This window comes from Paenibacillus barengoltzii G22 (assembly GCF_000403375.2).
Lineage (GTDB): Bacteria > Bacillota > Bacilli > Paenibacillales > Paenibacillaceae > Fontibacillus > Fontibacillus barengoltzii.
In genome coordinates this window covers 1,618,524-1,644,942 of record NZ_KE159652.1, presented here as the reverse complement: position 1 = coordinate 1,644,942, position 26,419 = coordinate 1,618,524, and the positions used below count along the sequence as shown (strand labels likewise).

General features: G+C 50.8%; 22 protein-coding genes and 1 riboswitch. Of the genes, 6 read left to right on the top strand and 16 right to left on the bottom strand.

The features are described from left to right. Positions 1-37: 37 nt before the first annotated feature. Both C812_RS07660 and C812_RS07655 read right to left on the bottom strand, forming a co-directional pair. Positions 38-970 carry a dihydroorotate dehydrogenase gene (locus tag C812_RS07660; protein ID WP_016312097.1) on the bottom strand — a complete coding sequence of 311 codons (933 nt, stop codon included), beginning with the start codon at positions 968-970 and terminating at the stop codon, positions 38-40. Then, positions 967-1,662 (bottom strand): dihydroorotate dehydrogenase electron transfer subunit, encoded by a 696-nt coding sequence (locus C812_RS07655; RefSeq protein WP_016312096.1) that lies wholly within the window; start codon positions 1,660-1,662, stop codon positions 967-969. Before C812_RS07655 ends, C812_RS07660 begins: the two co-directional genes overlap by 4 nt. Before the next feature lie 195 nt (positions 1,663-1,857). On the opposite strand from C812_RS07655, the gene C812_RS07650 reads away from it, so the two are divergent. Beyond that, positions 1,858-2,688: a polysaccharide deacetylase family protein gene (locus C812_RS07650; protein WP_036624805.1), complete on the top strand. Its 831-nt coding sequence runs from the start codon at positions 1,858-1,860 to the stop codon at positions 2,686-2,688. 84 nt (positions 2,689-2,772) lie between these two features. On the opposite strand, the gene C812_RS07645 is transcribed toward C812_RS07650, so the two are convergent. The 4 genes from C812_RS07645 to C812_RS07630 all read right to left on the bottom strand — a co-directional run bounded on the left by C812_RS07645 (position 2,773) and on the right by C812_RS07630 (position 6,139). Next, a complete protein-coding gene (locus tag C812_RS07645) occupies positions 2,773-3,465 on the bottom strand; it encodes a 3D domain-containing protein (protein WP_016312094.1) in 693 nt (230 codons plus the stop codon). An 8-nt stretch (positions 3,466-3,473) separates the two neighbouring features. Continuing rightward, positions 3,474-3,642: riboswitch (cyclic di-AMP (ydaO/yuaA leader) on the bottom strand. A gap of 171 nt (positions 3,643-3,813) precedes the next feature. Next, entirely contained in the window at positions 3,814-4,536 is a 723-nt protein-coding gene (locus C812_RS07640; RefSeq protein ID WP_016312093.1) for an amino acid ABC transporter ATP-binding protein, read from the bottom strand. Then, complete coding sequence (locus C812_RS07635) at positions 4,523-5,185, bottom strand: amino acid ABC transporter permease (RefSeq protein ID WP_016312092.1); 663 nt, start codon at positions 5,183-5,185, stop codon at positions 4,523-4,525. The genes C812_RS07640 and C812_RS07635 overlap by 14 nt, the downstream gene beginning before the upstream one ends. Before the next feature lie 102 nt (positions 5,186-5,287). Continuing rightward, entirely contained in the window at positions 5,288-6,139 is an 852-nt protein-coding gene (locus tag C812_RS07630) for a transporter substrate-binding domain-containing protein (RefSeq protein ID WP_016312091.1), read from the bottom strand. Between the two features lie 271 nt (positions 6,140-6,410). Between C812_RS07630 and C812_RS07625 the strand changes: the two genes are divergently transcribed. Continuing rightward, complete coding sequence (locus C812_RS07625) at positions 6,411-8,159, top strand: alpha-glycosidase (protein ID WP_016312090.1); 1,749 nt, start codon at positions 6,411-6,413, stop codon at positions 8,157-8,159. 29 nt (positions 8,160-8,188) lie between these two features. On the opposite strand, the gene glgA is transcribed toward C812_RS07625, so the two are convergent. Both glgA and glgB read right to left on the bottom strand, forming a co-directional pair. Beyond that, positions 8,189-9,619, bottom strand: coding sequence for a glycogen synthase GlgA (glgA, locus tag C812_RS07620; protein WP_016312089.1), 1,431 nt, complete (start codon positions 9,617-9,619; stop codon positions 8,189-8,191). Beyond that, positions 9,616-11,547: a 1,4-alpha-glucan branching protein GlgB gene (glgB, locus tag C812_RS07615; RefSeq protein ID WP_016312088.1), complete on the bottom strand. Its 1,932-nt coding sequence runs from the start codon at positions 11,545-11,547 to the stop codon at positions 9,616-9,618. The genes glgA and glgB overlap by 4 nt, the downstream gene beginning before the upstream one ends. Before the next feature lie 180 nt (positions 11,548-11,727). On the opposite strand from glgB, the gene C812_RS07610 reads away from it, so the two are divergent. Beyond that, on the top strand, positions 11,728-12,948 hold the full coding sequence (locus C812_RS07610; protein ID WP_016312087.1) for a glucose-1-phosphate adenylyltransferase: 1,221 nt from the start codon (positions 11,728-11,730) through the stop codon (positions 12,946-12,948). 83 nt (positions 12,949-13,031) lie between these two features. Here the strand turns inward: C812_RS07610 and C812_RS07605 are convergent, their stop codons facing one another. The 6 genes from C812_RS07605 to C812_RS07580 form a co-directional block, all read right to left on the bottom strand. Further along, entirely contained in the window at positions 13,032-13,574 is a 543-nt protein-coding gene (locus C812_RS07605; RefSeq protein WP_016312086.1) for a GNAT family N-acetyltransferase, read from the bottom strand. Between the two features lie 48 nt (positions 13,575-13,622). Further along, a complete protein-coding gene (locus tag C812_RS07600; protein ID WP_016312085.1) occupies positions 13,623-15,068 on the bottom strand; it encodes a sensor histidine kinase in 1,446 nt (481 codons plus the stop codon). Further along, positions 15,065-15,763 (bottom strand): response regulator transcription factor, encoded by a 699-nt coding sequence (locus tag C812_RS07595; protein WP_016312084.1) that lies wholly within the window; start codon positions 15,761-15,763, stop codon positions 15,065-15,067. Before C812_RS07595 ends, C812_RS07600 begins: the two co-directional genes overlap by 4 nt. A 29-nt stretch (positions 15,764-15,792) precedes the next feature. Then, positions 15,793-17,067: a hypothetical protein gene (locus C812_RS07590; RefSeq protein WP_016312083.1), complete on the bottom strand. Its 1,275-nt coding sequence runs from the start codon at positions 17,065-17,067 to the stop codon at positions 15,793-15,795. Next, a complete protein-coding gene (locus C812_RS07585; protein ID WP_016312082.1) occupies positions 17,064-17,798 on the bottom strand; it encodes a phosphonate ABC transporter ATP-binding protein in 735 nt (244 codons plus the stop codon). The genes C812_RS07590 and C812_RS07585 overlap by 4 nt, the downstream gene beginning before the upstream one ends. Before the next feature lie 122 nt (positions 17,799-17,920). Next, positions 17,921-19,120, bottom strand: a complete 1,200-nt coding sequence (locus C812_RS07580; protein WP_016312081.1) for an MFS transporter — start codon at positions 19,118-19,120, stop codon at positions 17,921-17,923. Positions 19,121-19,283: 163 nt separating this feature from the next. Between C812_RS07580 and C812_RS07575 the strand changes: the two genes are divergently transcribed. The 3 genes from C812_RS07575 to C812_RS07560 all read left to right on the top strand — a co-directional run bounded on the left by C812_RS07575 (position 19,284) and on the right by C812_RS07560 (position 22,315). Beyond that, on the top strand, positions 19,284-20,201 hold the full coding sequence (locus C812_RS07575) for a helix-turn-helix domain-containing protein (RefSeq protein WP_016312080.1): 918 nt from the start codon (positions 19,284-19,286) through the stop codon (positions 20,199-20,201). Positions 20,202-20,309: 108 nt separating this feature from the next. Next, a complete protein-coding gene (locus tag C812_RS07570; RefSeq protein WP_016312079.1) occupies positions 20,310-21,089 on the top strand; it encodes an HAD family hydrolase in 780 nt (259 codons plus the stop codon). 81 nt (positions 21,090-21,170) lie between these two features. Then, positions 21,171-22,315 (top strand): IS3 family transposase gene (locus C812_RS07560; protein ID WP_157274712.1). Its coding sequence is split into 2 segments (ribosomal slippage): positions 21,171-21,444 and positions 21,444-22,315, totalling 1,146 coding nucleotides; the frame shifts between segments, so codons are not numbered across the junction. Between the two features lie 75 nt (positions 22,316-22,390). Here C812_RS07560 and C812_RS07555 read toward each other — a convergent pair. After that, on the bottom strand, positions 22,391-24,667 hold the full coding sequence (locus C812_RS07555) for a type IA DNA topoisomerase (protein WP_016312076.1): 2,277 nt from the start codon (positions 24,665-24,667) through the stop codon (positions 22,391-22,393). 137 nt (positions 24,668-24,804) lie between these two features. Continuing rightward, positions 24,805-26,292, bottom strand: coding sequence for a glutamate synthase subunit beta (locus tag C812_RS07550; protein ID WP_016312075.1), 1,488 nt, complete (start codon positions 26,290-26,292; stop codon positions 24,805-24,807). Positions 26,293-26,419 lie beyond the last annotated feature (127 nt).

Here is a 26,419-nt window from a genome sequence, read left to right as displayed (position 1 = left end):
TTCCGCAGCTCCTTCCACTTGCAGTATGCCCTTTATTTTAAAGGATTCCGCGGATTTCGTCCAAGGTCTGAACCCCTTCCGCCTGCATCCAGGCCGTAAGGTCAGTGATTAGCTGCTCTCCCGCTCGAAGATGCACGAAGTTATGTGTCCCCACCTGAACAACGGCTGCGCCGGCCATAATAAACTCAATGACGTCCTCTGCGCTGCTGATGCCGCCCATCCCCATCACCGGCAGGGTGACGGCTTGACAGACTTGATGCACCATCCGCAATGCGATTGGCTTAATTGCCGGGCCGGACAGACCCGCATACAGATTATCGAACACGCTCCGCCGCTTGGAGATATCGATTTTCATCGCCGAAAACGTATTGATCAGCGAGACGCCATCCGCCTGTTCCTCCTGGCACATCACCGCCATACCTACGATATCCTCGGCATTCGGCGACAGCTTCACGATCAGCGGCAGCGTCGTTGCTGCTCGAACCTCTCGAACGACCTGACGGGCGATCTCCGTTTTGATCCCGTACGCCATGCCCCCGGCTTTGACATTTGGACAGGAAATGTTCAGCTCGATCATATCCACTGCAGTTCTGCCTTCTCGTCTCCGCCAAGCTTCATCCTCATCGATAAGCCTCGCGCCTTCCACATACTCTTCGATTGTATTTCCGCCCAGGTTTACGATCCGAACCAAGTTCAGCTGCTCCCATCTCGGACATTCTTCACGCAGGAAAGCGTGGATGCCCGGATTCTCCAATCCCACGCTGTTTAACATCCCCGATGCCGTCTCAGCTACGCGAACGCCTTCGTTCCCTGCCTTCGGATGCAGCGTCAGTCCTTTGCCTGACAACCCGCCGAGTTGATTGATATCGTAAATTGCACCATATTCCTTCCCGAAGCCAAACGTTCCAGAGGCCATCACAATCGGATTTTTAAAGGAAACGCCGGCGATTTGGCACAATAAATCCGTCATGCGAACACCACCTCATCCGCCAAAAATACCGGCCCATCCGCGCAAGCCTTCTTCCGGCCATCTCTGCATTTCAAACTGCAGACAAGGCATGCGCCGATTCCACACGCCATCCGATTCTCTAAGGAGACGTATACCTTCGCCTGACCTCCGATTTCCTCCTGTTTGCGCTGCACGGCATGCAGCATCGGATGAGGTCCGCAAGCGATCACCGTATCGTACGCGCGAAAATCCACTTTCTCTAGAATCGAGCCGCCGACATCCACCGTCACGTTACCGCGGGCTAAAGTACGGAATTCCTCTACCATATACGGCTCACGGCTGAAGCCGAGATATACGTCCGCCTGCGGTGCTTCCCTCAGCGCGTAATAGAACGGAGCAATTCCGATACCGCCACCTACAAAGGCAATCCTTCCCACAAGCGACGGAAACCCGTTCCCAAACGGCCCATCCAAGGTCAAGCGGTCGCCCGGCTTCAGTTCAGACAACCGAGTCGTCCCTTCTCCCGCAACCTGGATCAAGAAATCCAGCCGATCCTCTTCAAGATCAAAGATGCTGATCGGTCGGGACAGTAACGGGTAGCGTTCCCCGGCGCGCAACATGTAGAACTGCCCGATTTTTCCCGTAAATCGCCCTTGTACCGACAGTTTGAACACCCCTGGTGATATTTCTTTGTTCGCCACTACGATTGCCATAAGCTCCCCCCATCCATTTGATTACACTTCATCAAAGGATGCATGTTTTTAACGGGTTCGTCTGTGACATCTCTCACAACTGGTCATAGGCAGTAATCTGCGCGATTTTGCACCGTCCATTATGATCTTTGCAAAGTTAGGGGATACTAGGGAACATGTACAGTTTTCGGATTGAAGGGGGACTTCACATTGCTTATACAGCTGAAGAAAGTTCTGGTCTGCTGTATGACCGCTTCTCTGGTCATGGCAGGCGGGACTCAACTGTATCCTGTTAAAGCCGACACAGCACGCGATCTCGAACTTAGGGGCCCAACATCTCAGGGGAATCAGGCGGACAATAAGGATACATTCATACCTGCAGGTACCACGTCAGCCGATCTTGGTGAACTGCGCCGCAAATATTCAGAAACCTTCATCTTCCGGGGACCGGAGGTGAAGCAGATTGCGCTGACCTTCGATGATGGGCCGGATCCGCGGTTTACACCGCAAATTTTAGACGTACTTCACCGCAAAGGGGTCAAAGCCACCTTCTTTGTGGTTGGGGCGCGAGCAAAGAAGTTTCCCGGCTTGTTGCGGCGGATGAGTCACGAAGGCCACCTCATCGGCAACCATTCCTATAGTCATCCGAACTTCCGTAACCGCTCCATTAAGCAGTTCCAGAGCGAGATTTTACGCACGGAGAAAATTATTCAGAACGTCGTTGGATATCGTCCCCAATTGATTCGGCCGCCTTATGGAGAAATTAAGGAAGAACAGGTCCAATGGGCGAAGAAGAACGGTTACACCCTCGTAAATTGGAATGTGGATTCCCAGGATTGGAAAGGGATCGACGAAAAGAAGGTGTTCTCCAATGTGATGAGTACGGCGGGCCCCGGCTCGATCATCCTTCAACATTCAGGCGGCGGCGTCGGCTCCGACTTAACCGGCACCATTCAAGCTTTGCCGAAGATCATCGACGCCCTGCAGGCACAAGGGTATCAATTCGTTGATCTTTCTGAGCTGCTGCATACGACCAAATACCGCTGACCCGTATGAATCGGCCATTTGCCAGCAAAACCAAAAAGTCGGCCAGGACATATCCTGACCGGCTTTTTGATCTACACCTCATGTTTAATTTAATACGTAAAGCGTCACATCTTGGAACCCAAACGCTTTCGCATTTGCCGCACTGCCTGGAATAAAGATATCGATCCGATTGCCTTTGATAGCTCCCCCCTGGTCAGTAGCCGTAGCTACAAAAGCTTGATCCGGCAGCCCATCATGGTTATGCCCGGTTACCAACACCTTCGTGCCCATCGGAATGACCTTGGGATCAACCGCGATGGTGCCCAGCTTCAGCGGGTTGCCGAAGTAGTCAACCGCTCCCCATTTTCCATTCTCGCTAGCGGATGCCGAATACGCCGAAGCTTTCACATTAATCGTTTTCGAGTAAGTAAAGGTTTTCCCCCACGCTTCAACCACGTTCCCAGTGGACATCACTTTCAGCTTGGAAGCGGATGCGGTTGTCGTCGCCGCATTTTCCTTCTTCGCCGGAGCAGCAGAAGCTACTCCTGTCGATTGCGTCTGGACGCCCGGAATGGTGATTTTCAATCCAGCGTATATATTACTTGGATTGATGGATGGGTTGGCAGCCATGAGTTTATTCATGTCTACGCCATATTTTTTGGCAAGAAGATAAAATGTATCTCCTTCCACGGCTTTATGTACCGCGTCTGCATGGACGGATATCGTCTGCATCGGAATCGTAAGGCTTACGGCAATCAGCGCCGTTGCTGCAAGTTTAGACCAAATACGAGTATTCAAGTGAATTGCCCTCCTTTTTACTGCGCCTGCGGAGTTAGTTGTCGGATTCGGGAAAAAGGATCATTCCCGGCGCATCGCCTCGATACGCTTCACCCCAAGAAAACAGTCAGCGTGACCGCTTCTGCTTTCATCTTTCGTCCCCCGCACCTCAAGTTCAGGTTTCGGCCTACTCAATATATCACAATTTTGTAACCAATAGGCCAGGTAAATCCCACCAAACGGCGGAATCCCTTGACTGGACTGGTTACATTTTTGTGTTTAATAGTAAAAAGCGTGTAAACTTAGAGCGTACGTTCGAACTCCAAAGGACAAAAAAACCGCCCGAAGTCCTCGGACGGTCCCTCAAATTTATAATACTTTGCTTAAAAAGTCCTGCGTCCGCTGATGCTTTGGCGCCCCAAACACCTCTTGCGGCGTACCTTGCTCCAAAATGACGCCTTGATCCATAAACAGGATGCGGTCACCTACCTCACGGGCAAATCCCATCTCATGCGTAACGATAACCATCGTCATGCCCCGCTCAGCCAGGTTCTTCATGACGTCAAGCACCTCTCCGACCATCTCCGGGTCCAAAGCCGACGTTGGCTCATCAAACAGCATCACATGCGGCTCCATGGCCAATGCGCGGGCAATCGCAATCCGCTGCTTCTGACCGCCGGAGAGCTGCGCCGGATAGGCGTTTCTCTTATCCTCCAGTCCAACCGTGCGAAGCAGATCCATGGCGATTGCTTCCGCTTTGCTTTTATCGAGCTTCTTAACGCGAATAGGGGCCAGCGTAATGTTGTCGATTACGGTCTTGTGCGGGAACAGATTAAAGTGCTGGAACACCATGCCCATTTTCTCGCGGGTTTTATTGATGTCATGGCCTTTGGCAGTGATGGAAGCTCCTTCAAAGGTGATCTCCCCTTCGGTCGGAACCTCTAACAGGTTCAAGCAACGAAGAAACGTACTCTTCCCCGATCCACTCGGACCGATAACGACGACAACTTCGCCTTTGGAGATTTCCAGATCGATCCCGCGCAAAATATGGAGTTGGCCAAATTTTTTATGCAAACCTTTAACGGTGATCACTGGTCTTCAACTTCCTTTCGAACACGCCCAAAATCCGAGACAGCGTGAATGTCAGAATAAAGTACAGAATAGCAACAATCAAGTATGGCGTCATTCCGTCATAGGTGATGCCCACAATCGCGCCGGATTGGAACATCAATTCCGTAATCCCGATAATAGAAACGATCGATGATTCCTTGATAATGGTCACAAACTCGTTGCCAATGGCAGGGAGTACCGATTTGATTGCCTGAGGAATGATGATGTGGCGCATCGTCATCCCTTTAGTCATCCCCAAGGAACGAGCCGCCTCTCCTTGTCCACGGTCCACACCTTGAATCCCGGCGCGGAAAATTTCTGCCAGATAAGCTGAACTGTTGATCGAAAGCGTAATTGAACCGGATTCAATCGGCGAAAAATTAATGCCAAACATCGTAGAAAAACCATAATGAATAATGAAGAGCTGAACTAACATCGGGGTCCCCCGCAGAAATTCAACCCACGCATGCCCAATAAACCGGAGGATCCCCCAGGGAGACATCCGGACGAGGGCCACGATTAACCCTAGAATGAATCCGCACAACACACCAATGGCTGCTAACAGAAGTGTGTACTGAATGCCGGTAAGAAAATAAGTCCGGTACTCAATAAACATTGAAATCAAATCCATAAAATGTTCATTCCTCCCAGCCTAAAGTAGGACTCTTCAAGCAAAAAAACAGAAAATAGCGATAGGACTCGCTATTTTCTGCAAAGATGGATCAGTGTCGTATTATTTCTCTGCGAGTTCAGTAGCTTCTGTGACGAACTTGTCGATGCTTCCGTCACTCATCAGGCGATCCAGCGTCGCATTCACTTGATCCAACAATTCTTTATTGCCTTTTTTGACACCAACAACATAACCTTCATCTTCCGTCTCAGGTTTAGCATCCGTAATAACGATGCCTTTGACGTTCTTCACAAATGCTTTGGCTACCGGTCCTTCCAATATCGCAGCATCTACACGGTTCGAAGTCAGTTGCATAATGATGTCATTGATTTTAGCCAGCGAGGTCAGCTTGGCGTTTGGAATTTCCTTCGCCATATCTTCCTGGATCGAGCTCTTTTGTACCCCGATTTTTGCACCTTCCAGCGATTCCATAGTGGAGTATTTATCTTTGTCAGCTTCACGCGTCACAATGGCTTGTTCTGCAGTGTAGTAAATTTTCGACATATCGATTTGCTCAGCGCGTTCTGGTTTTGGACTTAATCCGGAGATAACTAGATCTACACGCCCGCTAGAAAGTTCGTTGAGCAAGGAGTCGAACAGCATATCCTTGATCTCCAGCTCCGCGCCCAGATCCTTGGCGATTTCCTTAGCGATTTCTACGTCAAAACCAACAATTTCGTCTTCACCCTGGTCGTTCTTGATGTGGAACTCATATGGCGGGAAGTCCGCACTCATGCCTACGATCAGTTTCTTAGCCGGTTCGGTTTGATCCCCACCTGCTTGAGTCTCATTTTGGTTCGCAGCTTGACCGGCGTTGTTTGCCGCGTTGCCGCTGTTATTTTTTTCCTGACCACAAGCGGCCAGCACCATAGTCACCATCAAGACCGCTATGAATAACATGCCCCATTTTTTCATGCTTTTCTCTCCTATTCTGCTTTTCTTTTTATCACACGACGATGATTACTGGGCTAATTATAAATCAGAATGCATATATATGCAAAACAATTTTCATGATATTCAAAAGTTTTCACAGAACTGCCCTTTAAAACCTCGTAAATCTTATTTATCATACTTTGGTCAATTCAAATCTGAATTATGTTACCCATTTGGTTCATGCTCCTTGCTGCCTTGGGGAATAATGAACATCATCACAACCCTAGCGATTTACGAGAGGAGGCGCCAATCTGTGCTGCTTGAAGCGCTCTACCACGTGCCCCGGGACAAATGGGCGTATGCCTATGACTCATCGACGATCCATCTTCGCATCCGGACGAAACGGGATGATGTGGAGCAGGTGATGGCCATGACCGGGGACAAATACGATTGGACGGGAACCTACCAGGAGCTGCCGATGGAAAAAACGGCCCATGATCGCATGTTCGACTATTGGGAGGTCGCGGTGCGTCCCAAGTTCAAACGTCTTTCTTATGCCTTTAAGCTTACGGCGGGAACTGAAACGGTGTACCTGCTGGACACAGGCATTCAATCGGAGGCTCCTCAACCGCCGGGGGAATGCTTTGAATTTCCGTATATTCATGAGAACGAAGTAGTCCGAGTGCCGGAATGGGCAAAGCAAGCGGTCTTCTATCAGATTATGCCGGAGCGGTTCGCCAACGGAGATCCCTCCAATGATCCCAAGCCAGTTGAAGCCTGGGGAGGCAAGCCGACCCGTGAAAATTACTTTGGCGGCGATTTGCAGGGGATCATTGACCACTTGGACGATTTGACCGACCTAGGTATCACAGCGATATATCTTACTCCGATTTTTTTGGCTCCATCCAACCATAAATACGACACCGTGGATTATAAACAGGTTGATCCTCATTTTGGAAACAACGACTTGCTGCGGGAGTTGGTGGAGCAATGTCATCAGCGTGGGATCCGGGTCGTGTTGGACGCGGTCTTTAATCATTGCGGGGAGCATTTTCCTCCATTCCAGGACGTCCTCAAACATGGTGAAGCCTCCCCGTATGCCGGTTGGTTTCATGTCAACCAGTTCCCGGCGAGGGTAGAGAACGGGATCCCGACGTATGATACGTTTGGGTTCTTCCCCAACATGCCGAAATTTAATACCGCCAACCCGGAACTAAAAAAGTATTTACTTGAAGTCGCCGAATATTGGATTAAGGAGATCAAGTTGGACGGTTGGCGGCTTGACGTCGCCAATGAAATAGATCATTCGTTCTGGCGGGAATTCCGTCAGGTCGTCAAACAAGCGAACCCGGAAGCTTATCTGATTGGTGAGGTATGGAGCGATTCCTTGAACTGGCTGCTGGGGGATCAATTTGATTCCGTGATGAATTACCCCTTTGCGGATAAAGTGCTGGAGTTTTTTAACGGCGGTGTAGACGGGGCGGCCTTTTCCGATGAGATGGGTGCGCTGATCATGCGATATCCGCATCAAACGAATGAAGTGATCTTCAACATGCTGGGCAGCCATGATACCCCTCGCCTGCTGACCCGTGTCGGCGGCGACAAGCGCAAGCTCAAGCTCTGCGTGGTGTTTCTGTTTACGTATATTGGAACGCCTTGCATGTTCTACGGCGATGAGATCGGTCTAACTGGCGACGGGGATCCGGATTGCCGGAAGTGCATGGAGTGGGATCACAACAAGCAGGATCGTGAGCTGTATGATTTCTACAAGCTGATGATTAGGCTGCGAAAGCAGCATCCGGCGCTTCGTCACGGTCATTTTCGGTTTCTGCACGCGGAACCAGGGGATCCGTGTATCGTATACGAACGAATGGATGAGAAGATGCATTTTACCGTGTGGATGAACAATACCCCCAAGCCTGTCACCCTCACCCATCCGATGCAAACGAGCGATTGGCGGGACGCCCTTACCGAAGAAGCCGTGACACCAACGAACGGGGTCATGAGCATTTCCCTGGATCCTTACGGCTTCCGCATTTTGTATCGGCACATTCAAAAATAATGACAAAAAGCGGACGAGCGACTCGTCCGCTATTTCTTTAGGCTCTCATAAATGTGAATATATTGTCTTGCCGATGCATCCCAGCCGTAATCACCGGCGAATGCATTTGCTGTTATCCGATGCCAATGCTCAGGCTGGCGGTAGAACGACACCGCCCGGCGAAGCGTGTACAACATATCATGCGCGTTATAGTTATGGAAGGTGAAGCCGTTGCCTTCGCTTGTAAATTCATTATAGGAACGCACGGTATCGTTGAGGCCGCCGGTTTCTCTTACAACGGGGATTGTGCCGTATCGCAGCGCCAACAGCTGGCTGATGCCGCAAGGCTCAAACCGCGATGGCATTAGGAAGATGTCGCTGCCGGCATAGATGCGCCGAGATAACGCATCGCTGAACTTGATTTGGACCGAAAGCTTCCCGGGATGACGCCATGCCGCTTCCCGAAACCAATCTTCATAGGCGGGATCCCCGGTGCCAAGCAACACAAATTGCACATCGTCTGTGCTAAGCCATTCATCTAACACCCGAATGACCAGATCCAGCCCCTTCGGCTCGACCAGACGAGTAACCATCGAGATCAGCGGCGTATCCGGTGCTTCCGGCAGGCCCAGCTCCCGCTGAAGCACCGGTTTATTGGCGCGTTTCTGTCCCAAATTGCGACTGTAACGGGCGAATAGCTCCAGATCGGTCTCCGGATCATATAGTCGGGTATCGATCCCGTTTACGATGCCTGACAACCGACCGCTGATCGAGCGAAGCAGGCCGTCCAGCCCATAACCGTAGTGCTCGGTCTTGATCTCTTCCGCATAAGTGGGACTGACCGTCGTCACATGATTGGCGTAGACTAAGCCGGCTTTCATAAAGCTGACTTGATCATAATACTCGACGCCGTCCGGTGTGAAATAGTCCCAAGGGAGTCCCAACAGATCTCCCAGAATCTCTTTCGGAAAAATCCCCTGGTATAACAAGTTATGTATGGTATAAACGGTTCGAATATTCCGGTATTCGTGCCGATCGCGGTAATGCTCCTTTAACAAGAGCGGGATCATCGCCGTATGCCAGTCATGGCAATGAATAATATCCGGCATAAACCCGGTAAGGGGAAGCAGCTCCAGCACCGCCCGATCCAAGTACGCGAACCGCTCGCCGTCATCCCAATGACCATAAATCCCTGTTCTGCCAAAATAGTCTTCGTTATCTATCATGTACACGGGAACCCCTTCCCAGTCCAGCCGGGAAATGCCGCCATACTTCTTCCGCCATCCCACCGGAACCGTACCGGTGCCAAGATGATGCAGACGCTCACGGTAAACTTGCGGCAGCTCGCGATATCTTGGCATGATGACCCGCACATCATGGCCCGCTTCAATCAGTGCCTTTGGCAGTGCCCCAATCACGTCAGCCAAGCCTCCGGTTTTGATAAACGGTGCGACTTCGGCCGCAGCAAACAAAATCTTCATCGTTTCACCCTCCTTCTTGGCGCTTGACGCTTCCACACGGTCATGCTCAGCGGAGGAAGCGTAACGGTCAGGCTTTGGGGCCTGCCGTTCCAAGCCGTTTTTTCGCTTAATTGCAGCTTGGGCTGTGGGCAGCCGAACCCGCCGAATCGAACATCATCGCTGTTAAAGACAAGCTCGTACCGTCCAGGCAAAGGGACGCCAACACGATACTCCCTCCGCTCCTCCGGCAGAAAGTTCAGCAGCACTAGCAACAGCTCCTGCGGCCGCGTTCCTTTTCGCACATACCCAATGACACTTTGCAGATCATCATCCGGAATGATCCACTGAAATCCCTCAGGTTCATGATCCTGCTCCCACAGCGACGGCTCTTGCAAATAAAAGTGATTCAACGCCTGGCAATACCCATGGATCTGCCGATGTGACTCGTAATCCAACAGGAACCAATCCAGCTCCCCTTGATCACGCCATTCGATAAATTGGCCAAATTCTCCACCCATAAATAACAGTTTTTTCCCTGGAGTGGTCAGCTGATACCCGAGTAACAGGCGAAGGCCGGCGAATTTTTGCTCGTAGGTGCCCGGCATTTTGTCCAGCAGTGATTTTTTGCCGTGTACCACCTCGTCATGGGAGAGCGGCAGCGTAAAATTCTCCGAATAGGCGTACCAAATCGGGAACGTTAGCAAGTGATGACGGTGAGGTCTCTCGCGGAACGGCGTCTCAAAATAATCCAACGTATCGTTCATCCACCCCATATTCCACTTGTAATTAAAGCCAAGCCCCCCTTGATGCGCAGGGGCGGTCACTAACGGCCACGCGCTAGATTCTTCCGCCATCATCAAAGCATGCGGAAAATAACGGAAGACTGCCGTGTTGAGCTGCCGTAAGAATTCGATCGCCTCCAGATTTTCGGTACCGCCCTTTTCGTTACGTGCCGCCGCCCAGGACGGCTTCTCGAAATCGTAACGAATCATGCTGGTCACGGCGTCGACTCTCAGCCCGTCGAAATGATACTTTTCAAGCCAATATATCGCGCTGGAGATCAAAAAAGAACGCACCTCGGGTTTACTGAAATCAAAACTAAGGGTCCCCCATCCGGGTTTCTCCGCTTTGGCCGGATCGGCATACTCGAACAAGGGCGTTCCGTCAAATAGACGTAATCCGTGATCATCTTTCGTAAAATGGCCCGGCACCCAATCGAGCAACACGCCAATCCCAGCCTGATGACAGCAATCCACGAAATACATTAAATCCTGCGGTTCCCCATACCGGCTGGTTGGGGCGAAATAACCGGTCGCTTGATATCCCCATGATAAATCATACGGATGCTCACAGAGCGGCATGATTTCGATATGCGTGTACCCCATCTCTTTGACGTAGGGGATTAGCAAATCCACCATCTCTCGGTATGTATAAAACGAGCCGTCAGTCTTTTGCCGCCAGGTCCCGAAGTGAAGCTCATAAATGTTGAGCGGCCGTGCGTAAGGTGCGCTGCGGTTCTGAATCCACTTCTCATCTCCCCAGATGTAGTTGTCCAATTCCGTGATGATGGAAGCTGTTTTCGGCCGCACTTCCGCATAAAAAGCATAGGGATCTGCCTTTAAGCGGGTCTTACCATCCGGTCCGGTTAAAGCATACTTGTAAAAACTTCCAACCGGAACATCCGGAAAAAAGCGAGTCCAAATTCCCGAATCGGGTATCTTATATAGTACATCACGCGTCCCTTTCCAACCGTTCCAGTCGGCGACAACGGCGACTTGGCATGCATTCGGGGCCCAAACAGTAAAGCGAACTCCACGTCTTCCCCCTTCGGTTACGGGATGGGCGCCAAACGTGCGGTAGCTTTGATACAATGTCCCCTCGCGGAACAAATAAATATCCGTGGGAGATACGGCGGAAGCCCATGCTGATTCGGTCCTGGCATCAAACAAATCTGTCACCACCTTTACACCAAATGAAAGAACGTCAATTATTTTTAGAAATTCAAAAAAAATTTCAGTATTTACATCAAAAAGATGTATTACTTTCGGATATTTTCCATATTTTATTTCATCTACATTATATCCTAATGTATGTGCCACACAGACCAAAACATGCGGGAGGGAAATGAAATGAGGAAAAAGGACTGTATTGCAATGCTTCTTGCCGGCGGAGAGGGGCGACGATTATCTCCGCTGACCACCAAGCAGGCGAAACCGGCCGTGCATTTTGGCGGACATTACCGGATCATCGATTTTCCTCTCAGCAACTGCGTCAACTCCGGAATTGATACGATCGGGGTTTTGACGCAATACGAAGCGGCTTCGCTCCATGAGCACATCGGTGAAGGAGAACCATGGAAGCTGAAGCACTCCGAGCATGGCGGGATCACTTTACTGCCAGCGTATCGGGAAGGCGTTGAGGAATATACAGGTACGGCGGACGCCATCTACAAGAATATGGCTTTTGTCGACGGTCATTCGCCCAAATACGTCCTGATCCTTTCGGGAGACCATATTTACCATATGGACTACCGTCACATGTTGGATTTCCATCTCAGTCACCAGGCCAAAGCAACGATTTCAGTTATGCCAGTACCCTGGGAAGAAGCCCATCGCTTTGGTGTCATGACGAAGGATGAACACAACCGGATTACGGAGTTCGCGGAGAAACCGGCGCAACCTGCGAGTAACCTCGCCTCCATGGGTATTTACTTGTTTGAGTGGGAGTTCTTAAAGCGCCAGTTGGAGGAAGATGCCGCGGACCCGAACTCCAGTCATGATTTCGGCAAGGACTTAATCCCTAAAATGTTGGCAGGCAGCGAGCCGCTGCACGCGTATGAATTCAAGGGGTATTGGCGGGATGTCGGAACGGTTCAAAGCCTATGGGAAGCGCATATGGATTTGCTGGTTGAATCCTCCGAATGGAAGCTTCATCGTGAGGATTGGCCCATGTTTACTCGAGAACGGCCGCTCATGCAAGGATGGGTTAAAAAACGTCACACTCCCGCCCCTTCCTCCCTCATTCATGATCACTGTTCACTCGAAGGCTATGTAGAACGTTCAGTTATTTTTGCTGGAACAGAAATTGGCCGGTATTCCCGCATCAAGGACAGCGTCATCATGCCGGGCGCGAAAATCGGCCGCAACGTCCAGATTGAGCGGGCGATTATCGGCGAAGGCGCGATCATCAAAGACGGTGCCGTCATTAAATCGGAGCCTGGAGACATCAGCGTTGTGGCCCCGTACGAAACCGTGTTTGCTAAACCGGCAAGCCGACCTCAACCCTCCCGTCTGCTTCAAGAAGTGTACGACAACGCCCCTCGGCTTCGGGCCGAAGGGTTGCTCTCCTAACCCAAAAGGGACCGCTTCGAAAGAATCCATGGATGATCTTTCGAGGCGGTCCCTTTGGTTTCTAGCTGTGCTATTGTCAAAAGTTAGAGTTGGGCATATATATCAGCGTCCAACTGATACAAGTTAAATTCTCTTCCGTTGTTGCTGCCCGTTCCTTGGAGCTGATACCCTAAGCCCTCGTATAACTGAACAAGCTTCGGGTTCTGGTTCCAGCAGTCTAACCGAATGCCAGGACGACCCAGCGCCTTGGAACGTTTCGCTGCATAGCGTAAAATTTCACTGCTCAGCCCGCGTCCGCGGTAAGACAACCGGATCGTAAGCCGGTGCAGGTAACTGTAACCGGGAACGTTCAGCTCACCCCAATAATCGGGATCTGAATCCTGCAGCGTAAACAAAGCCACCGGTTCGCCTGACTCATGCAGCAGGTATATTTCACGGTCTGCCAAGTACGACCGAATCAGTTCCGGCGTAAACTGCAGCGGGTTCCATTGATTCACACCATTTTCTTGCATCCAAGTCGCGGCTTCAACTAATATCTCCTGCACTGTCTCCAAATCCTCTTCGCCTGCCAGTGAGATGTCAAGCGTTCCCTGAGCGGTTTCTAGTTGATCGATAAGCTGTGTCATAGTAAGTCCCTCTCTCCACAAGTTTCTTTCTCTCTTTTTATATCACTATTAAGGTTTTGTCTCCGATTCGGTTACAGCTTCTTCCGTTCGGGTATCGCTTAACAGCGGTAAGATGACTGAAACGGTTGTCCCAACGCCAAGCTCACTCTGAATTTCCATTTCCCCATGATGCAGCTCAACCAACTGCTGACTGATCGCCAGCCCCAGCCCGGTACCGCCGCCTTGGTGATTCACCTGGAAGAATCGATCCTTCACTTTGTTTAAATATTCCTCACTGATGCCAATCCCCGAATCGATGACATCCACTTTCACGCGTTCATCATCGATACGATCAATCACCAGATGAATCCAGCTTTGTTCATGGGAGAACTTGATCGCATTGTCCACTACGTTGAGGAACACTTGCTTCAGACGATTGCCATCGCCTCTGACCATGGCGGTGCCGTCGGCTTTATCCTCAAGCTTCAGCTGAATATGCTTCTGTTCCGCTTTGGCCCAAACGTTGAGCATCGTCTCTTGAAGCAGTTCTTTGAGGTTCACCTCGCCGATTACCAGCTTCATCTCGTTGGATTGCAGCTTCGAGAAATCAAGGATCTCCTCCACGAGGCCAATCAAACGATCGGTCTCTTTCGCGATAATCCCCATCCCGATCTTCGTCTCCTCTGGATCGAAGCCGCCGGAGGTTAACGTCTCGCTCCAGCCTTTAATCCCCGTCAATGGCGTGCGCAGCTCATGTGAAATTGATGAGATAAAATCGTCCTTGATCTGATTGCTGCGGACGATCTCCTCGGCCATATAATTCAAGGTAGCTGCCAGTTCACCAAGCTCATAACGGTAATTGCCCTTGATTCGCGCATCGAACTTCCCTCGCGCCATTTGCGCCGATACGGCACGAATATTATTAATGGGCTTAACAATCGAGTTCGCCAATCCGATGCTAAACAACGTAACGATAGCCAGTACAGCCGCCGAAACCGCAATCGACATGAAGGTCAAGTTCAGCAGCTTGGAATTGACCGACTCCATCGAGGTGACGTAACGTACGATGTATTGCGTATGCCCTTGGATCTGCAGCGGCCTTGAAACGGCCATCACCAGCTCGCCGGTCGTCGGTTGCCGCCCGATCCACTTGCCAACGTTCCCGGCTAACGCTTGCGGAACATCGCTGGTTTGAATCGCCTTATCAGCTTGGAACGGATTGGTGCTTGCCTTCACCTCGCCGTTGCGATCCAGAATCATCAGTTCGGTATTATCCAGCTCAAAAGTGCGGAGCATTTCCGTAAAATAATCCGGATCCCCCTCCGCATTCAATCGGACGAACTTCTGGAAGTAGTCCGAAGCCCACATCGAGTGATTGGACATGTGATTATAGATCGTATCGTAATAATACATGCGAATGGCCAATGTGAAAATCACCTCGACCATAAACAAGGTTACGAATACAACGATGAAATAGTGTAAGACGATTTGCCGTCCAATCCCTTTCTTGATCATTGTCCCTCGCCTTTCCACTTATAACCGTGCCCCCACACGGTTTGCAGGAAAGCCGGTTCGGACGGATTCGCTTCAATCTTCTGCCGCAGACGACGAATATTCACATCCACGATCTTCGGATCGCCCATATATTCCTTGCCCCAGACGTGATCCAACAGGACGTCACGGCTAAGCGGGGTATTCTCCTTCTCCAGGAAAAACTGAATCAACGAAAACTCCGTCGGGGTCAGTTCAATCAGCTGCCCGTTTTTCTTAAATTGCTTGGAGATCAAATCCAGTGTAAACGGTCCGGACGTAAACGTCACCTTCGCACTGCTCTCACGGTAAACATTCACCCGGCGCAGCAGGGATTGAATGCGGGCGATCAGCTCTGTTGGGCTAAACGGCTTGCTGACATGATCGTCCGCGCCCACGGACAACGCGTAGACCTTATCCTGCTCTTGCACTTTAGCGGTGAGGAAAATAATCCCGATCCGTTCATTCGTTTCGCGGATCCGCCGGCACACTTCAAAACCGTCAATCCCTGGCACCATCACGTCGAGGAGCGCGATGTCAATGTCCGGAACGCTTTGCAGCTTGCTTAACGCTTCGTTGCCGTCCGCCGCTTCGAGTACATCGAAGCCGTTCCGCTTCAAGTTAATGACGATAAAACTACGGATAGACTCTTCGTCCTCCAAAATCAGCACTTTGCTCAATTTGGTTGCCCCCTCTTTCAAAAAACGGCTTAACGTTTAATTTCCGTCTCGCCTTTGTTGACTTTTAAATCCGTATGACTCAGGAACCCGATCACCTTATCGGCATCCCGTGCGAGCAGCTCCCAATCTCCTTTATTGCGCTCCCATTCCGACAGCGTAAAGAAGCGGATTTCCGCGACAGGCTCATTTGTATCGATCTTGACGAAAATGAGGTGCTCATTTTTGTCGGACTTCGTATCGATCGTAACATTGCCTTGCCATTCTTTCGGGAAGTTGAAGTAGAAGCGTCCAGCCATATCCATGTATTGCTGCATGACGAATTTGAGGCCTTCGTTCTCATCCCACTGGTAATAGGAGAACAGCCACGGAATTTCATCAAATGAAATATACTCCCAGCCTTTGGGCTTCTCCAACATGCCGATTTCCAGCAGTCCATCATTGTTAACGTCACCGCTGAGAATCGGATACCCTTTGAGCGTCATATCCTGTGAAGGCAACAGGTTAACAAGCTCCCCGTCCTTCATCACAATCACCGTCGAGAAGGCGGAATGGGTTCCCACCGTTGCATCAAGAATAATCCCCTTCAGGTTAGGCGTAATGTTGCCGCTGACCGCATTATAATACTCGCTGATCGGATCGTCGAGTTCCAGATGGCTTATTTCTTTAAACGATCCATCATACTGATACGTCGTCACCGTCGTATACTGCTCGCGTTTTAAGTTCACGACCGTGATATCAGGAATGTTATCCTGATTTAAATCGTCCACCATAAAGTAGTTGTACGGCAACGCAATTGCCTTCTCGACTTCACTGCCATTGTAAGTATATACGGTTAATCCTTTCTGCAGTTCATCGGAGCCGCTGGAGAAACCAGCGATAATCTCCAAATTGCCGTCGCCGTTTAAGTCCAGAATATCAAACGTTTCAAGGACCTGGCCTTCGCCGTCAAAGCGAACCTTCAGTGCCCAGGAATTGCCCTGATGCTCTAAAATCATGCCGTGGATCCGCACCGCTTCATCAGGCGTCTCATAGAAGACCACCGCCTCCTTGATCCCGTCGTTGTTCAGGTCAGGTGTGCGAATGGAGCTGATATTGCGGACGTCCCGCGGCGAGACGATCTCTCCGCCTTTCAGCTCGGCCTTAATGACGCTGATTAACGAGGCACGGTCGGTGGAGAGCTGCGGCGTTTGCATCAAAGACTTCGGATCGCTGATCACGCTGCAGCCGCTTAGGATCAGAAGCAGGCAAGCTCCCGCCCAAGCTAATAATCTCCTCTTCGTCAACATACTCACCACTCGTTTCATACCAGATCAATCAGGCGTTTCTCTTCCATCGAGAGCCGCCGTCCGGACACGTCAAGCTTGATCTCTCCTTCAGACAGTCCCCAGATCCGGGTGCAGTAACGCTCTGCCAATTCCAGCGGCAATGCCGTAATAACGATCTTATTTTGCTGGGTGCACAGCTCCTTTAACGTCTCCAATACGCGTTCTGCCGACTTAGGATCCAGCCCGATCACCGGCTCGTCCGCCGCCAGGAAGCTAGCCCCATGAACCAATGCCCGGCAAATAGCCACACGTTGGCGCTCGCCGCCGCTCAACTTCCCAGCTTTAACATGGGCTTTGTCCAGCAGGCCGTACTTCTCCAACTCGTCCATGGCGCCCATGTAATCGTCCGATCGTACCATCCCGGTCAGTCGGCGCAGAAGCGGAGTTTGACCCGCTTGTCCGATCAGGACATTTTTGAGCGCGGTTTTCTCCGGATACAAGGAAGGGTTCTGTTCGAGATAGGCGCATTGGGAGCGGTATTTCTGTGAACCGCGTCCGCCGCCTTCAATCACTTTATCCCCGTTCCAGGTATAATCGCCCCGGTTCCAACTCTCTCGCAGCGCCAAGCAACGAAGGAGCATGCTTTTGCCGCTGCCGCTGGCCCCTACAACGCCAATCATTTCCCCTGCACCAAACTGGACGGTAATATCGCGAAGCACCTTCTTCTTATTTCCATCCACCGATTTCTGCAAGTGGTTGACTCTGATCATGTCCGATTTCTCCTTTTACGATTAAGAGGTACTCAAGTTGTTGTTCACTTTTTTGAACTAACATGAAATTTGCATTACCTTTTCTTACCCTTTAGTGTATTGGAAAAATCAACGAAAATCCATTACAGCCTGTTCATATTTACGCTTTTTTTGTAACGTTCCGGCCGAAACACCAGCCCGGATGCGGAAAACAACAGATATGCCGACCCCAGAAGCATAAACAACATCGGAGCCGCTCCTAACTGCATGGCCGCTCCACCGAGGTTCGGGCCAATGATGCTGCCAAAGTTAAAATGAAAGGATGCAATCACATTGGCCACCGGAAGTAAATGACGCGGGAGCAAATCCGCTGCATACGCCAGGCCTAACGAGAAGAACGAACCCACCAAGCCGCCTGCACCCATGAACAGTAGCAGCAACGCCATAAAGTGATTCCCCGCCAATGGAACCGCGAGAAACAGAAGTCCGCCGGTGAGTCCTGCGGTCATCAGCACTTTTTTGCGGCCGAACCGGTCGCTTAGGATGCCCAGAGGGAGCTGAAGAATCAAGCCGCCGATGCCAAAGAACGGCAGCAATGCCGCGATATCCGCCGCACTAAGCCCTGAACGTAAGCCGTATATCGGAAAGTTGCTGTTCATCGAAGCTTCCATATAACCATATAGCAAGGCAGGCAGCAAGGCGAACCAAGCCATCCGGTAGATCTGCGGAACCTTGCGCGGAGCACCGGCTTCCTCCTGACGAACGGGTTCCGGTGCTCGATCTGGCAAATAGATAGCGGCGAGGATCACGATCATGAGGAACAGGATCGCCAGCAAGACGAACGGAACGGCTTGCCCGTAATCCAGCAGCCGGATGCCCAGCGGTCCAATGCTGAAACCTAGCCCGTAGGACATCCCATACAAGGAGATGTTCCGGCCTCTTTTGTCCGGCGGTGAAACAAGAATGATCCAGAGCTGCGAGGTAAAATGAATCGCACTATCCCCGATCCCCACAAGCAATCTTAGAATAAACCACAACCTTAAATCGGAGACCAGCGAAAACACCGGCAAAGCCAGCATAACGAGAACGACGCCGCTCAGCAGTAAGAGTTTAAACCCGGTTCGTCGCAGCAGCTTCTCCGCCACCAGCGACATGGCAAACGATCCGACATAAAGAGCTGCAGCATGCAACCCATTTACGGAGGAGGGGATCCCCCTTTCTTCCATAAATATGGACAACACCGGCAGCAGCAGTCCTTGACTGAGCCCCGCGATAATAATGACAGAGATCAGAATAAAGGTGGGGGTAAATATGCGGTGATGCCTTCTGATCGAACTTTCCAAATGAAAAACACTCCTTAAAAAACAAAGAAAATCGTCAATATGTTGACGACTTTTCCCCAAATAATATTTTCCGAATAATCCTTTAACATTATAGTAGACAATCCACTACCGAACAAGCCATAATGAATCTGAATGCAAAGTTCTTTGGGAGGTTAGTTCAATCATGGCCTATGACGTGAAAGTGGATCATTCCTTGGTCTACGAACTGATCAGCAGCTTTATGATATATACTACACACAAATGGGTGAACAATCTCGATGTAGGCTTGGAATGGATAGCTGAGGTAGACACTCGCCTCACGCCGGAGGAGCGACATCAATTTGTCGAAGCGGCCAAGTACCCGTTCACAGACTACGACGTTTTGTACGTTTGGGCCTTGGAGCGAAAAGGCGCGATCGATATCCCACAATTTCTGAACGACATTGCAGAAAGCTCTGTCGAGTCCCTATATGATCGCACTAAAACCTACATTCCCACTGTGAATAGTGAGACAATCGCGCGAATTCAAAGCAACTATATCCCGTTGCTCAAATGCTGGCATCGGCTGTATATGAGCCCTATCGAGCATCAATTTCTTCCGCTCCTGGAGGAAGATGCAGCCGAGAAGCATACGCTGCTGCAAAAGATGGACACCGACGCGCTGATCGAATACGCCTCCGGCGGGTTGGTGCTGGAACCTTTGAAGCCGATCTCGTTGGTCGTGTTAACCCCTTCGATCCATTTTCGACCGATAAATACATACGTTTTCTACGAAAACGTGCTGTTCATCCAGTACCCGCTCGATATTCCGGAGCTTGATGAGGATGAACCGCCGATGGTGTTAAAACGGTTGACCCGTGCCTTGGCCGAACCGCAGCGGTTGCGCCTACTCCGCTATGTTGCCGACGAACCCAAATCGATGCAAGATATGCTGAAGGATCTAGGCGAACCTAAGGATCAGCTGATGCACGACTTGATGCGACTCCGGGTCGCCGGACTGCTGCGCATCCATCTGCTCGCCCAAGATACGGAGAAGTTCAGTATCCGTCCAGACGGAGCGGCGGAGCTCCAGATGTTCCTGGAATCCTATATCCGGCTGTAGTTGTGAACTAAGCAAAGCAGTTGGCTTTGGCGGGACGCTTCCGCTTGTGTTAGGATAGAGCTATACGTAGAGACAAGCGTTTCTTGGATAAGGAGTGACCCGTGAGATATGAAAACGCCCTTGACGCAACAAATTATTTTTGATCTGGATGATACCTTAGTTTATTGCAATAAATATTTTGATCTAATTCTAGACCAATTCGCTGACCTAATGACCGATTGGTTTAAGACATTCGGCATTACGTCAAATGAGATCCGAGAGAAGCAAACGGAAATTGATGTAGCCGGAGTCCATCAAATCGGTTTTGCCAGCTCGCATTTTCCCGAATCGTTGGTTGACACCTACCGCTATTTCGCTAGAGTTACGGGACGACAGACTCTTCCGGAGGAAGAAGAACGGCTGATGAAGCTGGGGCTTAGCGTTTATGAGCAACCTATCGAACCGTATCCCGGCATGGTCGAAACCTTAAATCTACTGCGCAGTCAAGGTCATGAACTGCACTTGTATACCGGCGGAGATACCGAGATCCAACAGCGTAAAATCGAGCAGATGCGATTGGCCGAGTATTTTGAGGATCGGATTTACATTCGCCAACACAAAAATGCGGAAGCCTTAGAAGAAATTCTTCAGTCGCGGCGGTTTGACCGTTCCCGAACCTGGATGATCGGCAACAGCCTGCGGACGGATGTCATGCCAGCCCTTTCCGTCGGAATTAAGGCGATTTACATTAAAATCCCCAACGAGTGGTTGTACAATATTGTGGAGCTTCAGCATGACAGGGATTCGGAAATGCATACCGTTACGTCCTTGGTCGAAGTTCCGCTCGTGATTTTTAACCATACACATCAAACTCAAAAACAAAAACGGACCTTGGAACTGACCCCATAGTGTGAGACAAATTAAAAACACCTTCAAGAGAATGCAACCATGTCGTATGATATGGGAGACAACCTTGGAGGTGTTTTTTCGTTGGCAACCCGAGTAAGCTACCCAAAAGAGATTAAGATGAAGGCTATTGAAATGAGAATGGCTGGTATCCCAGTGAAAGAAGTTATGGAGCAATTGAACATACGACATGATTCTCAAGTGAGAACATGGATGCGATGGTATCGTAACGGAGAAATACATCGGTTTGAGCAGCCTGTAGGTAAACAATATAGCTACGGCAAAGGACCGGAATATACGTCAGAATTAGAGAAAGTAAAGGCAGAGAATAGGTTTTTGAAACAGCAGCTAGATCTCCTAAAAAAGTACAACGAGATGGAAAGGGGGTATCCTCAAAGATTGTAGTGGAATGGATCAAATCGATCCAAGGAGAAGTTAGCGTGGCACAAGCCTGTGCCTGGGCGGGACTCTCTCGTGCTACCTACTATCGCTGGAAGGATAAGTATGGAAGCAGGGATGCCGATCCTGTGGTAGAGAAAATCCGCGAACTCTGTTTGCAGCATAAATTTCGTTATGGATACCGTAAAATCACCGCTCTACTTCGGAAAGAACAAGCGATTAACCATAAACGAGTGCAACGGATTATGCAGCGTGAAGAGCTGCAATGCCGTGTCAAAGTCAAGAAACGCAAACCTACAGGGCAGCCAGCCTATATAGCAGAACACTTGCTAAAACGCCAATTTGAGGCCGATCAACCTATGCAAAAACTCGTTACGGATATTACGTATTTACCGTTTGGAGGAAGAATGTTGTATCTATCAAGTATCCTAGACTTGTTTAACGGAGAAGTTGTGGCATACAGTATAGCTGACAAGCAGGACACTGCGTTCGTACTGGACACACTCCGTCAGCTGCCCAATCTACCAGGTACGATACTTCACAGCGATCAGGGGAGTGTCTACACTTCCCAGGCGTATCAGGAAGCTGTAAAGGAAAAGGGCATTACCATGAGCATGTCCCGCAAGGGAACGCCCGCTGATAATGCCCCCATCGAATCGTTTCATTCCACGCTAAAGTCTGAAACGTTCTATCTCGAAGGTTTAACGAGTACAACGACAGCAATCGTTGAACAGGTCGTTCGAGACTACATTACTTACTATAACTCAATTCGCATTCAAACAAAACTAAACAACCAGTCACCGATTGATTATCGACAACTGGCTGCTTAACTTGCAAGGTGTTTTTGATCCCTGTCTCACAAACGGGGGTCAGTTCCCCTTATAAGGTCCGTTTTTTGTCTTCGCTTAAGTTCGGGAAGGCTCCGCCTCTATGAGCTCCAGCTTGCCCGACGTGCGATCGGCTAAAGCGATGCGGGCTTTGATTTCGCCTTCCTCGCGTTTGAAAGATAACAGCTGAGTTTGGCCTTTCGTCAACAGCGCGTTTAGCATCGCCGGCGAGATTTTCTTGCCGCCGAACTCCTTCCAGATAACGAAGCCGCAGCCCTGCTTGTAGTGCGTGCAGCCAAAGCCCCTGCGACCTTCGATGATCTGACCGCCGCAGCCTTCGCGCGGGCAAGGTGCCAACGGTTGAAGGCTGCCTGCCGGCAGTTGCTTCGTGGTCGCTTGCGCTGTACGACGCTCGCCTGCCCTTGTAGAAGAGGCGGATCGTCCCGTTTTACCGCCGCTGCTGCTTCGGCTTCCGCGCCGACCACCCTTCTCCGCTTCTGCCGACGCGAACATGGAGGCGTCCGCTTTCTGCTGCGTTCGCACCTTCTCGATAATCGAGATGGTGAATCGGCGCACGTTCTCCATAAACTGCTCCCGCACCGCTTCTCCCTTGGAAATCTGGTATAATCGACGCTCCCATTGCCCCGTCATCTCCGGCGAGGTCAGCAGCTCGACACCAGCGCGCCGAATTAGCTCAACGGCGGTCCGGCCTTTTTGCGTCACTGTGATCTTTTTCCCCTGCATCGTGATATATCCCACGTTCTTTAACCGCTCAATCGTTGCTGCCCGAGTGGCCGGAGTACCGAGACCCGCATCCTTCATCGCTTCGCGCAGCTCCTCGTTCTCCAAATTTTTCCCGGCGCTTTCCATCGCTTTAAGCAACGTGCCTTCGGTATAATGCTTTGGCGGCTGAGTTGCTTTCTCCTTCGCCTCGGCGTCTGTACATTGCACTGGACGGTTACGGTCGATCTCGAACGGTTCGCTGATCAGCTCTTCGGTTTCTTCTTCCTCGTCTTTCTTCTTGCCGCGTCCTTTACCGGCTTTCGCTCCGTCATCGCCAGGAAGACATACCTTCCACCCCAGCGACAACAGCTCTTTCACGTTGGTTTTAAACGTTTCACCATCCACCTCAGTGAGTACAGTGTGTTGCTTATATTCCGCCGCCGGATAGAAATGGGACAAAAAGCGCCGGATCACAAGATCGTAGATGTTCTGCTCTTCTTTGCTTAACGTGCCCGGACGCCGAAGCGTCGGAAGGATCGCATGGTGATCCTCTACCCGGGACGGATTGCACACCGCCTTGTTGCCGACATGCACCAGGTTCGGACGTCCGCCTTCCGCCAGCTCCTTATAGCTCGACGATTTCAGCATATGCAGCACCTTATGCATCCCATCGATATTTTGCTCGGTCACATAGTTGGAGCTTGTCCGTGGATAGGAGATCACCTTATGGCGCTCATAGAGCGCCTGGGCAATGTCCAACGTCTTCTTGGCAGAATATCCGAACTTCGCATTTGCCTCCCGCTGCAGCAACGTCAAATCGTACAGCTTGTACGGATATTCTTTCGTGTCTTTCACTTCGTATTCGGTGATGCGCCCTTCCTTGCCGCGAACCTTCGTGGCAATGGCCTCCGCCTTCTCCTTATCCGTCAACCGGTCCCCTTGCCAGCTTCCGGTATACTTACGGGTATCCTGCTTAAATTCCGCTTTGATTTCATAGTAAGTCAGCGAATCAAAATTCTCGATTTCCTTCTGCCGGTCATAGATTAGCGCTAGCACCGGAGTTTGGACCCGGCCGACGGACAGCAGCTCCCGATGTTTGGTCGTAAACGCACGCGTCGCGTTCATTCCGATCAGCCAATCCGCTTCGCTGCGCGCCCGCGCGGCCTGCGTTAAATTTTCGAACTCGGACGCTTCATGCAGCTCGTCAAACCCTTTGGCGATACTTTCGTTGGTCAAGTCGGAAATCCACAAGCGCTTAACAGGCTGGGTTAATTTGAGCTGCTGTTGGATTAACGCAAAGATGTACTGTCCTTCGCGGGCAGCATCGCATGCATTTACAATCGTATCGCAACGTTTTGCGAGCTCGCCGATCGTCTTCAGCTGATCTTTTGTGCGCGGATTCGGCACAATCTTGAAGCGATCCGGCAGAATCGGCAGGTCGTTGAAATTCCAGCGTTTGTACTTTTCGTCATAGGCGTCCGGTTCGGCCAATCCTAATAAATGACCTATCGCCCAAGTAATGATGTAGCGCTCTCCCTCGAGGTAGGATCGGTTGTTCTTCGCCTTCGGTTCAATTACAGCGGCGATCGTCCGTCCCATATCCGGTTTTTCGGCGATTACGAGCGTTTTCATGCTTTCGGGCCCCTCTTCCTCTGTCTCTCAAATCTAAAAAAGAGCCGCGCTACGCGCAGCTCTAGTAAGCTAGTACCTATTATAGCATATTGATCCAGGGATCGTCCTGTCAAAATGTTGCGGCTCGTTTGGCGGGATTATACCAGCACCGTCGAACCCATCAGATATTTATCAACTTCGCGTGCCGCAGCTCTGCCTTCGTTGATCGCCCATACGACCAAGCTTTGGCCCCGGCGCATATCGCCTGCAGCAAACACTTTATCGACATTCGTTTTGAATTGACCGTATTTCGCCTTCACGTTCGTCCGACGGTCTCGTTCAAGACCCAGCTCATCCGCCAGCGTCGATTCTGGACCGTCAAACCCGATAGCAATCAGCGCCAGTTGCGCTGGGAAGACGCGCTCAGTGCCTGGGATCGGCTGATAGATTTTCCGTCCAGTCTCATCGACGATCCGCTGAATTTGCACCGTGTGCAGCTCTTTCAGGTTGCCGTTTTCGTCGCCTACAAATTTCGTTGTCATGATCGAGAATTCCCGTGGATCTTTACCGAACAACGCTTTAGCTTCTTGTTGGGCGTAATCGAGTGTGTACACGTTCGGGAATTGCGGCCAAGGGTTGTTGATCGGGTCCCGTTCCAGCGGAGCTTTCGCATGGGTACCAAATTGCGTCACACTGCGGCAACCGTGGCGCAGCGCCGTCGCTACGCAGTCCGAGCCAGTGTCCCCGCCTCCGATGACGATAACATCCTTTCCTTCTGCGGACAAAAAGTTCCCATCAGTTAACCCGGAGTCCAAGTAGCTCTTAATCGTACCGTTCAAGAACGGCATCGCATAATGCACCCCGTTCAAATCGCTGCCTTCGATATTAAATTCACGTGGTTTGGTTGCCCCGCCGCATAGTACCACCGCGTCATACTCATCCACAAGCTGTTGGGCTTTAATATCTTTGCCGATTTCCGTATTTGTCACGAACTTCACGCCTTCAGCAGCCAACAAGTCGACGCGACGCTGTACGACCGCTTTGTCCAGCTTCATCGTCGGAATCCCATAAACCAGAAGACCGCCGATTCGGTCTGCACGCTCATAGACCGTCACTTCATGGCCCGCTTTGTTTAATTGGGCGGCGCAAGCAAGGCCTGCAGGTCCGGAGCCAACAATGGCCACTCTGCGGCCTGTCCGTTTCTCCGGAGGTTCAGGAACAACCCAGCCTTCTTCGAAACCTTTATCGATAATTGCCTGTTCAATCGTCTTGATCGTGACCGGCTCTCCGATCAGACCTACGGTACAAGAGCCTTCACAAGGGGCCGGACATACTCGCCCCGTAAATTCCGGGAAGTTGTTGGTTTTGTGCAAACGGTCCAGCGCTTCCTTCCAGAGGTTACGGTATACCAGATTATTCCACTCCGGAATCAAGTTGTGTACTGGGCAGCCTGCTGTCCCGCCGGCCATATCAATGCCCGTGTGGCAATACGGCGTGCCGCAATCCATGCAGCGTGCGCCTTGAATGCGTAAATCCTCCTCGGACATATGCTTATGAAATTCTTCCCAGTCCTTCACCCGTTCGGACGGGCTCCGGTCCCCGGGAAGTTCGCGTTTGAACTCCATAAATCCTGTTGGTGTAGACATCACAAGTTCCCCCATCCGTTATCATGTCACATGATATGAAAAGTCGCGAGTCACCCGGTCCGGGCGATCGAAAACTTTTCATACGCCGTCATCAATGTATCTTGATGTTAGCATTCGGGGGAAATGT

What these genes read in the sequence shown, in the direction of transcription:
- C812_RS07660 (WP_016312097.1), bottom strand. Translation starts at nt 970, where the DNA reads ATGACGGATTTATTGTGCCAAATCGCCGGCGTTTCCTTTAAAAATCCG.
- C812_RS07655 (WP_016312096.1), bottom strand. Translation starts at nt 1,662, where the DNA reads ATGGCAATCGTAGTGGCGAACAAAGAAATATCACCAGGGGTGTTCAAA.
- C812_RS07635 (WP_016312092.1), bottom strand. Translation starts at nt 5,185, where the DNA reads ATGGATTTGATTTCAATGTTTATTGAGTACCGGACTTATTTTCTTACC.
- C812_RS07630 (WP_016312091.1), bottom strand. Translation starts at nt 6,139, where the DNA reads ATGAAAAAATGGGGCATGTTATTCATAGCGGTCTTGATGGTGACTATG.
- glgA (WP_016312089.1), bottom strand. Translation starts at nt 9,619, where the DNA reads ATGAAGATTTTGTTTGCTGCGGCCGAAGTCGCACCGTTTATCAAAACC.
- C812_RS07610 (WP_016312087.1), top strand. Translation starts at nt 11,728, where the DNA reads ATGAGGAAAAAGGACTGTATTGCAATGCTTCTTGCCGGCGGAGAGGGG.
- C812_RS07605 (WP_016312086.1), bottom strand. Translation starts at nt 13,574, where the DNA reads ATGACACAGCTTATCGATCAACTAGAAACCGCTCAGGGAACGCTTGAC.
- C812_RS07600 (WP_016312085.1), bottom strand. Translation starts at nt 15,068, where the DNA reads ATGATCAAGAAAGGGATTGGACGGCAAATCGTCTTACACTATTTCATC.
- C812_RS07590 (WP_016312083.1), bottom strand. Translation starts at nt 17,067, where the DNA reads ATGAAACGAGTGGTGAGTATGTTGACGAAGAGGAGATTATTAGCTTGG.
- C812_RS07585 (WP_016312082.1), bottom strand. Translation starts at nt 17,798, where the DNA reads ATGATCAGAGTCAACCACTTGCAGAAATCGGTGGATGGAAATAAGAAG.
- C812_RS07575 (WP_016312080.1), top strand. Translation starts at nt 19,284, where the DNA reads ATGGCCTATGACGTGAAAGTGGATCATTCCTTGGTCTACGAACTGATC.
- C812_RS07570 (WP_016312079.1), top strand. Translation starts at nt 20,310, where the DNA reads ATGAAAACGCCCTTGACGCAACAAATTATTTTTGATCTGGATGATACC.
- C812_RS07555 (WP_016312076.1), bottom strand. Translation starts at nt 24,667, where the DNA reads ATGAAAACGCTCGTAATCGCCGAAAAACCGGATATGGGACGGACGATC.
- C812_RS07550 (WP_016312075.1), bottom strand. Translation starts at nt 26,292, where the DNA reads ATGTCTACACCAACAGGATTTATGGAGTTCAAACGCGAACTTCCCGGG.